This window comes from Fusibacter paucivorans, from assembly GCF_018390735.1.
GTDB classification, from domain to species: Bacteria; Bacillota; Clostridia; order Peptostreptococcales; family Acidaminobacteraceae; genus Fusibacter; species Fusibacter paucivorans.
Window position 1 is genome coordinate 110,477 of record NZ_JAHBCL010000005.1, and the last position, 13,128, is coordinate 123,604.

At 44.6% G+C, this 13,128-nt stretch carries 11 protein-coding genes; 9 read left to right on the plus strand and 2 right to left on the minus strand.

All coding sequences use genetic code 11. The annotated features are described in order from the left end of the window. The first annotated feature begins 45 nt into the window (after window positions 1-45). The 9 genes from KHM83_RS04035 to KHM83_RS04075 all read left to right on the plus strand — a co-directional run bounded on the left by KHM83_RS04035 (window position 46) and on the right by KHM83_RS04075 (window position 11,044). Window positions 46-735: a response regulator transcription factor gene (locus tag KHM83_RS04035; protein ID WP_213235628.1), complete on the plus strand. Its 690-nt coding sequence runs from the start codon at window positions 46-48 to the stop codon at window positions 733-735. 3 nt (window positions 736-738) lie between these two features. Further along, entirely contained in the window at window positions 739-1,809 is a 1,071-nt protein-coding gene (locus KHM83_RS04040) for a sensor histidine kinase (RefSeq protein WP_213235629.1), read from the plus strand. Beyond that, entirely contained in the window at window positions 1,748-3,922 is a 2,175-nt protein-coding gene (locus KHM83_RS04045) for a nuclear transport factor 2 family protein (RefSeq protein ID WP_213235630.1), read from the plus strand. The genes KHM83_RS04040 and KHM83_RS04045 overlap by 62 nt, the downstream gene beginning before the upstream one ends. A 104-nt stretch (window positions 3,923-4,026) precedes the next feature. After that, window positions 4,027-4,908, plus strand: coding sequence for a mechanosensitive ion channel family protein (locus tag KHM83_RS04050; protein WP_213235631.1), 882 nt, complete (start codon window positions 4,027-4,029; stop codon window positions 4,906-4,908). Window positions 4,909-5,135: 227 nt separating this feature from the next. Further along, the gene (locus tag KHM83_RS04055) at window positions 5,136-5,969 is read left to right on the plus strand and encodes a class I SAM-dependent methyltransferase (RefSeq protein ID WP_213235632.1); all 834 of its coding nucleotides are present in this window, start codon (window positions 5,136-5,138) and stop codon (window positions 5,967-5,969) included. After that, complete coding sequence (locus KHM83_RS04060) at window positions 5,962-7,608, plus strand: ABC transporter substrate-binding protein (RefSeq protein ID WP_213235633.1); 1,647 nt, start codon at window positions 5,962-5,964, stop codon at window positions 7,606-7,608. The genes KHM83_RS04055 and KHM83_RS04060 overlap by 8 nt, the downstream gene beginning before the upstream one ends. Continuing rightward, on the plus strand, window positions 7,608-8,582 hold the full coding sequence (locus tag KHM83_RS04065) for an ABC transporter permease (RefSeq protein WP_213235634.1): 975 nt from the start codon (window positions 7,608-7,610) through the stop codon (window positions 8,580-8,582). The genes KHM83_RS04060 and KHM83_RS04065 overlap by 1 nt, the downstream gene beginning before the upstream one ends. Further along, complete coding sequence (locus tag KHM83_RS04070) at window positions 8,569-9,345, plus strand: ABC transporter permease (RefSeq protein ID WP_213235635.1); 777 nt, start codon at window positions 8,569-8,571, stop codon at window positions 9,343-9,345. Before KHM83_RS04065 ends, KHM83_RS04070 begins: the two co-directional genes overlap by 14 nt. Window positions 9,346-9,349: 4 nt before the next feature. Continuing rightward, entirely contained in the window at window positions 9,350-11,044 is a 1,695-nt protein-coding gene (locus KHM83_RS04075) for an ABC transporter ATP-binding protein (protein WP_213235636.1), read from the plus strand. Here the strand turns inward: KHM83_RS04075 and KHM83_RS04080 are convergent. Then, entirely contained in the window at window positions 11,018-12,166 is a 1,149-nt protein-coding gene (locus KHM83_RS04080; protein WP_213235637.1) for a helix-turn-helix transcriptional regulator, read from the minus strand. The genes KHM83_RS04075 and KHM83_RS04080 overlap by 27 nt on opposite strands. Window positions 12,167-12,647: 481 nt before the next feature. Further along, window positions 12,648-13,034, minus strand: coding sequence for a hypothetical protein (locus KHM83_RS04085; RefSeq protein WP_213235638.1), 387 nt, complete (start codon window positions 13,032-13,034; stop codon window positions 12,648-12,650). Window positions 13,035-13,128: the final 94 nt, after the last annotated feature.

Sequence of the window (13,128 nt, forward strand, 5' to 3'; positions counted from 1 at the left end):
TACGCTGTCATTTATAGGCAATAACCATTTCAACGGAGGTTTTTAATGGCATCTGAAAAAATACTGATCGTCGAAGACGACCTGCAAATTCAAACATTGCTAAAAGATTATATCAATGCTTCCGGTTACATAGCCGTCACCGCTTCGGATGGTGAAGAAGCACTTCAGAAATTTGAAACAGAAGCACCTCAACTGGCACTTTTAGATATCATACTACCAAAAGTCGATGGTTTTGAACTCTGCCGTAAAATCCGTCAGGAATCAAATATGCCCATTATTATGCTAAGTTCTAAAAAAGAAGACACAGACAAAATATTGGCACTCGGCCTCGGCGCTGACGATTACATTGAGAAACCCTTTAGCCCACGTGTGCTCATTGCTAAAATCCAAGCACAGTTCAGACGAATTTACGAACTATCCGGTACACCTGCGACAGATACACTGCGCGTTAAGGATCTCGAAGTAGACGTGAAAGCGCGTACCGTCACCTTAAAAGGTGAAAGTATCCCATTCTCCGTTAAGGAATTTGAAATTTTACATTATCTGATGCTCAATAAAAATCAGGCGTTATCAAGGGAAAAAATTTTCGATGAAATATGGGGATACAACGAATTCGGCGACATTAACACCGTGACGGTACACGTTCGGAAAATCAGAGAGAAAATTGAAGAAAACCCTTCTGAGCCATCCTATATCGAAACCGTCTGGGGAATTGGTTACAAATTTAAGGGGTAATCCATGAAACTGCCTAGGCTTTCACTAAAGTCCAAGATCATTTTCTTTATGTTTGAAATGGTACTGGCTTCAACAATTTTCTTTTTCTACATCATTTATCGATTTGGTATCGGGATGCTGTCCGCAGAATCCATTATTCGGAGTCCCTATCTTTTGCTGGCCCTTATTATCGTCATTATGGTCATCTACTTCATGATGTTGATCTCGCTGGTAACAAAGTATATTTTTGTTCCCATCGGTGAAATGAAGCGCGCTGCCGGTCATATTAAAGCGGGAAACCTCAACTACCCGCTTACTTATCAGCCGGATAATGAAATTGGCGAGTTTTGTGAGGAGTTCGACAAAATGCGCGTTCGTCTACGCGATACCATCATGGAGCAGCATGAACTCGAGAAGGGCCGAAAACGACTCATCGCCAGCATTACACATGATCTCAGGACACCATTGACATCTATTATCGGCTATGTTGAAGCACTTCAGGACGGCATTGCTAAAGATCAGAATACGTATGAACAGTACTTGGGAACCATTCACGAAAAAGCAGAACTGCTCAACCACTTGATTGACGATCTGTCTGTCTATACGAAACAGGAACTCGGCGAATTCACTTTAAACCTCGAACGCATCAATTCGGGGCGGCTGCTCAACCACTACTTTGAGCACAAAACTTATGAATTTAAATTTTCAAATATCAAGCTAATCCTTAGAAAACCATTTATTGCAACCTATATCAATGTCGATCCCTATCGCTTTACACAGATGCTTGACAATCTTATCAGCAATGCGAAAAAATATACGCGGTCACAGATCGTCGTCGAAACAACCGTCAGAAATTACCGCCTTTTTATCACCATTTCCGATGACGGTACCGGCATTCCACAGGATTATCTGCAAAACCTCTTTGATCCCTTCTTTATGGTAAACAAGAAAAAGGATCAGCGCGAAAAAGGCGGCTCCGGTTTAGGGTTGGCCATTGTTAAACAGCTTATTGAAGCACATGAAGGCGGCATTGATGTCACAAGTACGATCGATCAGGGATCATCTTTTACCATCAATATTCCAATCGACCGATAATAACGATACGTTTATAAATATAAGTGCGGCTTTTACAGCCACTGGCAAATACAATCAATATTTAAGACAAATTGGCATACAAATGAAAAGGAGTGATATGATGAGATGTCCAAACTGTAGTTTTCTCAACCCGGACGATGCCGTCGAATGTAAAATTTGCGGCTATGAATTGACACCAAGTACATCCAATCCAGAATCTGAACTGCCAAAAAAAATGAAGCGCAACTTTGATGACGACGAAGATCTGGATAAAACCGTCGATGCACTCTTTGGTGAAATGCCAGCACAAAAAAAGCCTAAAGACAAAGGCGTGGTCAAACGCATTGATAAGCGCTTTGAAGCCTATGCTGATATGCCGGATTCCGAGGATGACCCCATTTCGGAAGACGAACTCCGATGGCTGGAACGACTCCAGCGCGATATCAAGCAAGTGGATGATGAATTCGATCGCATGAGACGAAAAAATACTGGCGATTCAGAAGCTGGAATAGGAAAACACATCGTTGACAGTACGGTTGATTCCAGCAGTCATACCGAGCGCAATCCACACGAATCAGAACATATTAAAAGTCCTGGCGATACAGATTATCTCAGCGAACAGGCATCACCCAACCTTGCAGAAGATACCAAGGTTTTTAAAGGCGAACACACTTTTGATACGCACAAATTCAAGCCGTCGATTATTGAAGTCGACGAATCAGTCCCAGAAGTACCTGATCGAGAAAATACCGAAGTAAAACCTCAGATTCACAGCCAAACACCTGTCACGCCAGTTAACGAAACGATTATCGATCACAAAATGGATGATTCCAGTGATTCCGCAACCATAGACGCTTTTGAGGATCATAAAACTTCCGATCACACGATAGAAGAAGAAGCTTTTGAAAAGGCAGAGGCAACTTATACCTCTGAGACTGATTTCAAAGAAAAAAAACCTGTGGACAATTTTGAAAAACCAAACGTTCATCCACAAGACCACCATCACACTGTGGATGGCGAAGAAGTCATCCACTTAAACTTCACTGTCTCCGGGGCACCTGAAACGTCACCGCAGCCAGCGTCCTCTTCCAAGGTACAGCGTTCTCTCGAAGCAGATGATGAAGAAACACATATTAATCCCAACGCACATCGCAATCGAATGATCATATTTGCTGTACTTGCCGTCATTCTCATTATCATCTTTTTAAAAATGTTTATCCGAACGACACCGGAAGAACCCGCAGAGCCTATTAATGCAACACCGTCTGTCAATACCCCTGTTGAAGCGCCTTCTTCTGCTGAAACGATCGCAGAACAAACCGGCATTTTCTTCGGTCAGCTTCAATCTTATGTAAACGATGGTAATATCGCCGTGTTAAGCATGTTTGAAGACAGTCAGAATGCCCTTGAACAATTAGCGGCATTTAAAGCCATTGGCACACTTGACGACTTTACATTATCCATGCCGGAAACCATTGATGTCGTCGATTCAAAAGCAGATGTAACCGTCACGGTCAGCCTTAACAGAACCATTGACGGAAGCACTGTCCAAAACGATTCTGCTTGGACTTTTAACTGGGAAGAAGTCGAAGGTACTTGGCGAATCAGCACATTAGTGATCACTTCCCAAGAAGGCAGTACCACTGTAGACAATAATGAAAATACACCTAGTAACAGCAACAGCGGCAGTACTACTACGGCTACAACCACCACCACAGCAGAAAAACCTGAAGGCTTTATTGCAACAGGTTCATTCTCAGGCGGCATCGTTACAGATGGACAGGATGTTTCAGGCATACGCTTCGGCAAACACGAACTCTTTGAACGCGTCGTCTTAGACCTTTCCGTATGGACTGGCGGCACACCAACAGAACGCGTCGAAGAAGCTTGTCAATATGATGCAAAGATCTCTGACGACGGTAAATCTGTGATATTGACACTCAGCGGTGCTCGCGGCGTTAGCGCCGGCACGCCGGACCTTTCAAGAAGCACGTTCTTTAAAAGTGTTGAAGCTTCATTCCCAGAAGATGACTCGACAGTCAGTTTTGAAATCGTACTCAATCAAACGAGTGAATATAAGGTCTTCCAACTGAAGAGTCCCGGCAAAATCGTCATTGATGTCATGCCGAAATAACATTTGTACTGTTGCACCATATTTCAATGAAATCAATCGTACATTTATAACTTAAGCCTTGTTCACAACTTTGAACAAGCGCATTCAGAAGGGGTGACTGCACGATGCTGAATTTTATAAAAGACCTCACAAATTCAGAAAAGGCATTGTTTTCTTTGATCATTGTTTTGATCACTTGGATCATCAATCGCATCATGCTTTCAAAGATTCATCAACGCATGACAGATGTCAAACGATTTTATCATGTTAAAAAGACACTTAATTACATTGCCGTTATACTTGACATTATCCTCATCCTCATGATCTGGGTCAGTCAGCTCAGTGCCATTCCAACCATTTTGGGTCTCTTTTCAGCCGGGATCGCCATTGCACTTAGAGACCTGTTTTCCAATATTGCAGCGTGGCTTTTTATCCTATGGCGAAAACCTTTTGAGGTTGGTGACCGCATTGCTGTGAATGGTGTTGCCGGGGATGTCATTGATCATCGCCTGTTTCAATTCACCATTAACGAAATTAATCAGAATAGCGGCGATCAAAGTACGGGGCGCATTGTCCATATTCCCAATGCCATGGTCTTTACCAGTGCACTTACCAACTATGGACAGGGTTTTCAGTACATGTGGAGTGAACTCGACATTACGCTCACCTTTGAAAGCAACTGGCAGCGTGCCAAAGACGCCTTTTTAGACATTGCTGAACAAAACGCTGAGAAGTTAACAGAAGAAGCCGAGACACGCCTTCGCGAATCAGCTAAAAAATTCATGATCTATTATTCCAAACTAACGCCAATTGTCTACACCAGTATGGCACCAAACGGTGTTGTCCTCACCATTCGCTTCTTATGTGATCCTCAGCAAAAGCGTATTATCAATGAACGCATCACCGAAGCCATTCTCACTTTCGTTGAAGCCTCAAAAGACATTGACTTTGCTTATGCAACGCAGCGACTGCTCGTCGATTCAAAAAATATGCCCGAACAGCGTTAAAGATTTGATCGCTTCTGCGACAAACATGCCATCAAATATCAATCACATTGATCAGCCACCCATTTGTACATTATTCATCTCATCAGAGCCGAATACTGCAAATGGGTATTTTTATTGCATCAATTTGAAAAAAAGGTCAAAATTTTAAAAGCGCTCTTTGTTGATAAAGATTATCATTATCAACAAAACATCGTTTGAATTGATACCGATGAAAGGAAGGAAACATCATGTTAAAACAATCCGTCGATCCTACGACGTTACAAGACCAAGAAATCAAATGGGACGCACGCGCACAGCAGTTCAATGCAATTCAGCAGCGCGACGCGCAAACACTGCCGCAATCAGTCTCCCACTATCTCCATACGCGCTTCCCCAATGCCAAGTCAGTTTTAGATGTCGGCGGCGGTTCGGGACGCTACGCATTGCACTTTGCAAGGTGGGCAAAGCATATATTGATGACTGATATTTCAAGCAATATGATTGACTATGCAGCCGCCAATGCAAAAAAAGCCAATGCTTCAAATATTGTCTTTGAGAAAGTAGATTGGTATGACAATACACAAACCAAACGCATCCAAGACAATTTCGATATCGTCTTTGCCTCAATGAGTCCCGCAGCCAGTACCATTGACGGTATTGAAAAAATGATGACTTTTTCAAAGGAACACTGTGCTGTTCACCAGTTTATCCTATCAGAGGACACCCTTCGCGACTTTATCGTCTCAACACTCGCACCACCATCGGACACACCACGCTACGATCCGCATAATGACCGCCAGATGGTTCAAGATCTCTTCAATATGCTTTGGGACCGCGGCTACTCACCGGAAGTCAAATTCTTTTCCAGCGAAACCACGCAGACGATCTCACTTGAAGCCGCCAAAGATCAATACGCGCATGCCAAGTTCAGCGCAGAATTCGGTATGGCAAACGTACTTCGTACCCTTGAAGCCTATGCCGAAGACGGCCTCTGCCATGTGACAAAACGATCTGTTTCAGCGCTGGTTTCATGGTCATCCAATCCAGTTCATCATCTATCACAAGGAGAGAAAAATGTCTAAAAAAATCACGCTGTTCTTAATCATAAGTTGCCTCAGCATCCTATTTATCGGCTGTGCACAGTCTGCCGACGACAATACGGCCAATGCCGCCTCACCCGAAAACAATACCGAAGTAGAGTCTCAGCAAACAGCGGATGAAAGTTCCGAAAATAACGCATCAAATGCATTAGAGGATACACCAACCGTGATCCGCTTGGAAGGAAGCGATACAGGGCTGCCAAATCCATTTAAACACCTTACCCGCGGGCCCGGCATGTCAAAGATGCAGATTCTTTACGACAGCCTCCTGGAAATTGATGCCGATGGCTACATCCCATGGCTTGCAGAATCGTATCATATTGATGAGACCGGCAAAATATTTACGTTTAAACTCGTCGAAAATGCCAAATGGCACGACGGTACGCCGCTTACAGCAGAAGATGTCCTCTTCACCTTTGAATACTACAAAACACATACCCCTGTCGTTGACAACCTGAATATCGACGGCACCTATATCGTTGAGTCCGTTGTTCAGTCAGATACATGGACGATTGATATCCACGTCAGTCAAGTGGATAATACCAATCTCTCGAGATTAGGCGGCGTCCGTATTCTCCCTAAGCATATCTGGGAGACAGTCGACGATCCCATTGCCTATGATGCACCAGACGCTACGATTGGTTCCGGTCCTTATTATATGACACATTATGACCCTGTAAAAGGCGAATACCGCTACGAAGCGTTTGACGCATATTGGGGACCCGCACCCGCTGTCGACGCCATTGAATGGCTGCCTGTGAGCGATTCAATCCTAGCTTTTGAAAACAGCGAAATCAGTCTTGTCAACGTCTCCGCCGATCTGCTCACGCGTTATGAAGGGGATGATGCATTTGTCGTCCGCAAACTGCCCTCTTTTCATGCCTATCGCCTGATGATGAATATGACCGATGTGCCCGCGCTGGAAGCTGTTAATGTCCGTCAGGCCATGGCTTACGGTATTGATCGAGAAGCACTCGTTGCAAAAATTGCACGCGGTGCTGCAGAGGTAAGCAGCATGGGATATGTTCCGAAGACCAGCAAATGGTACAATCCCGAGATAGAAGCTTACGCGTTTGACGCCGCACATGCCAAATCACTGCTGGACGGCCAAACATATCATTTTAGGCTTCTTACCGGCAATACGCCATCCGAAGTAAAACTCGCTGAGCTTATCAAACTCGACCTTGAGCAAATTGGCATTACGGTTGCCATTGAAAGTGTCGAGAGCAAGACACGTGATGAAGCTATCAAAACCGGTGATTACGAGTTGCTGCTCGTTAATTCAGGCGGCATGGGTGGCGACCCTGATTATCTGCGCAGCATCTACGGCAACGCATCTGCCAATACTGCTGCACTCAGCGCTTCTACCTTAAAAGGTTATCAGAATGAGACTGTCGCAGAGCTTGCAATCGAACAAGCCCACACGCTGGATGAAAATCAGCGCATGACACTCATCCATGAAATGCAATCGCTGATCGCCACTGATGTGCCAATGATCATGCTCTATACAAATCAGGACAATTTTGTCTATCGAGCTTCTGAGTACGACGGCTGGTATGCTCGATTCGATCACAGTAAATTAGATCATAATAAACTTTCCTATGTGGTGCCAACACCTTAATGTGGCAAAAAATAGTCGGGACGCTCATCGTCGTCTTGGTCCTCAATTTTTTCTTGCCAAGAATAATGCCCGGCGATCCCTTTAATTTTATTTCTGTTGAAGAAGGCAGCGTAACCGTCACGTTAACAGAAGATCAGATCGCACACTACCACGCTTACTACGGCATGGATAAACCGATGCTGGAACAATTTACAACCTATATCAGCCGCACATTAAGAGGCGATTTAGGCATCAGCATTTACTACAATCGTCCCGTCTCTGAAATGATCGGAGAACGGCTGATCTGGACACTGCTGCTGGTCATTTCCGCTTTAGGCATCAGCAGTCTTTTCGGATCAGCCCTCGGTCTGATCTCTGCTTACCATGCACGTGAGTCAAGTATTCTGGACGATTTACTGCTTCGAATGATGACCATTTTATCAGAGATTCCCGATTTTATCATCGGCTTGGCGCTGCTTATCTATTTTGGCGCCCATCTCAAATGGTTTCCACTAGCAGGGGCGACAACAGCATTTGCCGTATATGATTCGGCATTTGACGCCTTTCGCGATTATGTGCATCACGCCGCCCTGCCGTGTTTAACACTTTCTCTGTCCAGCATTGGCGATTTTTATCTATTGAGCCGTCAAAGTGCCGTCAGTGTTTTAACGGAACCCTACATCCTCACTGCAAGGGCCAAGGGGCTGCGGAAAAGGCGTTTAATCTTTCACCATGTCCTTGCCAATGCCATTTCGCCCATTCTCGCCAGAATCTTTATGAAGATGGGCGGGATGCTCAGCGGTGCGGTCCTCGTTGAAGTCGTCTTTGCCTATCCCGGCATTGGCAAGCTAATGCGTGAAGCCGTCAGTATGCGAGATTATGTATTAATTCAGGGTATTTTTTTCTATGTTGCCGTTTTGATTCTCATTTTTAATACCGCAGCAGATATGATTTTCAAAAAAATGAAGCAGCGAGGTTTTCATGAAAAGCTATAAAATCTATCTGGCCATTATCATCATCGCCTTTGCTGTGTATACCCTCTTTGGCGGCACCGCCCATCAAGCCGTTTCAGGTGCCTCACTTGAATCCCCTTCGCTGACGCATCCCCTTGGTACAGACGATCTCGGAATTGATATCTTAGCTCAGCTCATACACGGCGGCGGCTACAGCATCTTCCTCGGCATTTTCAGTGCCGGTTCAGCGACGTTTATCGGCAGCATCATCGGGATCATATCCGGTTATATCGGTGGGAAAATTGATCACTTTCTAATGGCTGTCTGTGACATCATCACCGGCATGCCGCAAATGATCCTTCTGATACTGCTGGGCGCATTTCTCGGCGCAAGTTATCTATCCATGATTATCGTCCTCGCCATGCTCTCTTGGCCACAAACGGCCAGAACTATTCGCGCACGCGTCCTATTCATTAAAGAACATGATTACATTCGCTACTCAAAACAAATGGGCACACCGCTTTACGCCATTATCACAAGACATTTCCTCCCGCCGTTAAAGCCGCTGCTGACACTGGCCTTTATCAAAATGATGAGCCGAAGCATTATGATGGAAGCAAGTCTAGCTTATTTAGGGCTCGGAGATCCCACATCAAAAAGCTGGGGCATGATGCTGAATAAAGCCATGGCATTTCCGGGAATCTACTTCACACCTTATTGGAAGTGGTGGTTAACGGCACCACTCATCGCACTTGTGTGTTTGATTTTGTCATTAATGCTCCTGAGCAAAGAAATTGAGGTATAGCACTATGCAACCACCATTATTAACCATTGACGCCTTATCCATCCGTTACCATAAACAGCCTGTCAATGCTGTTCACCCATTCAACCTGCAAGTTATTGCCGGTGAAACCATTGGCATTGTAGGCGAATCCGGCAGCGGCAAATCGAGTATTGCCCATGCGATTATGGGGCTCCTGTTTGATAAGGCAACGATTGAAGGCACCATTACATTTGACGGGAAAACCTTGATGCAGCCGGATTGGCAAACCCTTCGCTGGCGTCAGATCGCACTGGTCTTTCAAAACGCATCCAATGTTTTAAATCCAATGATGAAATTATCGGATCAAGTCGCAGAGCCCATCACGACCCATTTAGGGCTTTCGAAAGGCCGCGCCCGACAGCGTGCATTTCAATTACTCCAAGACGTCGGTCTCGATTCGACTTGGTGGCAGGCTTATCCAAGCCAAATTTCCGGCGGTATGCGCCAAAAAGTATTAATCGCAATGGCCTTAGCCTGCCAGCCAAAGCTGCTCATCGTGGATGAGCCCACTATGTCACTTGATCCTGCTGCTAAACACCAAGTTGTCGCCTTAATTCAATCACTGCAAGAAAAATATCATTTTGGCCTCATAGTGATCTCACATGAGATGAAAATCATTCAGCACATGTGTTCAAAAGTCTATGTATTTTACAAAGGGCATCACCTTGAATACGGTACGCTTAACGATGTTCTCGAAAAACCGCGGCACCCCTATACCAAGGGACTGATTGGCGCTTCATGGGAACTGGATGCACACCGCGATATTTGGGGGATCCCCACATCCATTCGCGCATCTGCTGCTTCAGGATGTCCCTTCTACGAAAGGTGTTTTCAAGCGAAACCCGCTTGCGCGCAATACGATATCAAACCACTGACCATCCAACAGGGACACAGTGTCGCATGCCAGCGCGGCGGCATTGCCACTCTTTTAAACGTTCAGGCGCTTCAAAAGAATTTCCATATCCGCCATCATACGATCAACGCGGTATCAAATGTGAGCTTCGAGGTCAAAGAAGGTGAAGTTTTAGCAATCATCGGGACTTCCGGATCGGGGAAGTCAACACTGGCGCATTTAATTGCCGGCTACGAAACAAAAGATGCCGGCAGTATCACATTTGAAAACAGTCCCGCATCACCTGAGGATCTGATGCGTCGTCAAGGCGGTCTTCAGCTCGTCACGCAAGATCCGGCCGCCGCATTAAACAGTTGCTGGCGTATTCGCGATGTCCTCAATGAACCGTTGAAGTGGTCGCTAAAAATGTGCGAAAAAAAAAGGCATCGCCTGATGCGTCACGTGCTGCATGACGTTCAACTGCCTTCGAGTGAATCGTTTTTAGAAAAACAAGTGCATGCCTTGAGCGGTGGTGAAAAACAGCGTCTCGTACTGGCAAGGGCACTCACAATGTCCCCTAAGCTCTTAATTGCCGACGAAATCACGGCTATGCTGGATCCATCCAACGCTGCAAACATCGTGAAACTACTGAAAGCCATGCAAAACAGCCACGGCTTTTCCATGATTTTTATCACGCACGATCTTTACTTAGCACGCAAAATTGCGGATACCGCACTGGTTCTTGAACACGGCAAAGTCGTCGACTACGGACCGGGCCCCGATGTCTTGACGACAAGGCAGGACATGCTTCATCATAGGCCTTCAAACACACTGTCTTCGATAAGCTGACGGTGATAATTCATAAACGCTTTTAAAACAAGTTGAGAAATAAGCACTTGAATCAAACCCAACCATCATGGCAATTTCCGTAAGCGGCAAAGTTGTTTCACGCATTAGAATAACGGCCCGCTTCAGTCGGTAGGCCATTAAGTACTGTGTAAACGTCATCTCAACGTCTTTTTTAAACTGTCTGGAAAGATAAGACGGCTGTACGTGCAATTGATCAGCTACTACCTTCAGCGTCAGCCCACCCGTGTATTGATGATGAATCATTTGTAGTGCTTTGTGCGTAACCAGTGTCGTTTGATTGCCGGAAACAGGCACGAGCAATTTTATATACGCCGAAAGATACGTTTGTGCAAATATGGCTTGGTTGGTGTAATGTGTTTGTTTTAGAAAAGTGGTCATTGCAACGCGGTGCATTTGAAAAATACGCTGCTTATAATTTGGAAACGCCTCGGCGAGCTCATATGTAAAGGCAGTCATAAAGTAGACAAATCTGCCTTGGAGTGTATCGCTGGGCGAAATTCCCTCATAAGCCTGTTTTAGATGTGAGAGCACATGATCGTATTGCTTGTTTGCCTCTTCCAATTCCCGATTGGACAGCGCCCTGACAATCTCACGCACGTGATTCTGCAATGGCTGCTCACATATCTCTTCATGAATTTCGCATAGAACAGCATCGCGGCAAAAAGTGGCGGCTGATTCCGACCGCGTCGTATATCGATGCTGAACCGCGTTTGGTTCCAATATTTTCAGCAACTGTTCCCCCGCTGTTTGGATCACTTCATGAGACATCTGTTTAAATCGCTTTGCGTCAATGGTGCGATGACACTTTTCACAGCAAATCACTTCCGATTGCGACGCTGTATACAACATTTCCGAAAAAATGATTTCACTGCCGTCTGTGGTCATTTTAGGACGCCAAATAATAATATAACAGTGTGGATAAATCGCGTGAATAATAAAACTGTCCACTGTTTTAACTTGTTGAAACATCATTGCCACATCAATGTTCATTCGACGATTGGTCCTCTCATCGTAGGGCAAGTGCCGATACGATTCTTCACCATGGTATTCAAATAATCGTATCCCCGTCAATTGTTGAAATATCTGATATGTTCTTAACATTAAATGCCTGCCTCTTTTTTCAAATGCCTTCGTTGACAACCGGACGCATTGCAGCAAAAGCATAAACACAACTAACTAAATGATAACTATTTTCATTAATGCATTTATTATACACAACTGCTGTCTCATTTGTCAAAACAATCCAACGTAAAATGCATTCATCAATTAATCTCATGACCTAATCATATGAAGTAATTGCATCATTCAAATTTTAGTCCCCTCATCAGAATGTTCACCGCTTTCGTAAGACGTGTATTCAACATATTGTCGTTGAGGCTCAGCGAAAAACTATTAGACGATTTTCTTCTAAACCCTATTGCTATGAATCAAAAAGCCGCCTTCCTCTCAAACAAACTGTTAAAACAGTTTCACATGGAAAGCGGTTTATTGCATTGAAGTTTATAGCATTGAAATTTATCTCGTTTGAATTTATCCCGTTTGAATTTATCTTAATGTGATCTATCACAATAGGATCTCGAGACTAAAGCACGATTTTAAAAATAAGCCAGATAATCGCAAGTGGTACCAAAATGGCGATAATAATGCCAAAGACTAGACCAACGATGCTGAATACCAGACCAATAATGCCGCCGATCACACCGAGTACCAGACTGAGTGCACCTGCAATAATACTGAGGATACCGCCGACCAAACCACCGACGCCGCCGGCAACAGCACCTAACGCACCCCCGGCAAAGCCAAGTGCACCACTGATTAATTTAAACGGCCAAGCGATCATCGCACCTAACGGTATAAAATAGGCTACAATCCCGGAGAGGATGGCAATAGGAATAATTTTTTCGGCGGAGTAGCCTCTATGATAAAGCATCATGGATACCAATGCGATTACAATAACAGCTAAAAACATAATACAGCCTCCTATAATAACAATCGTCTGTACAACTGAATAACTTAAGCCTTTTTCTTTTATAAAGCCTTTTATGAAGTCTTTTATGAAGTCT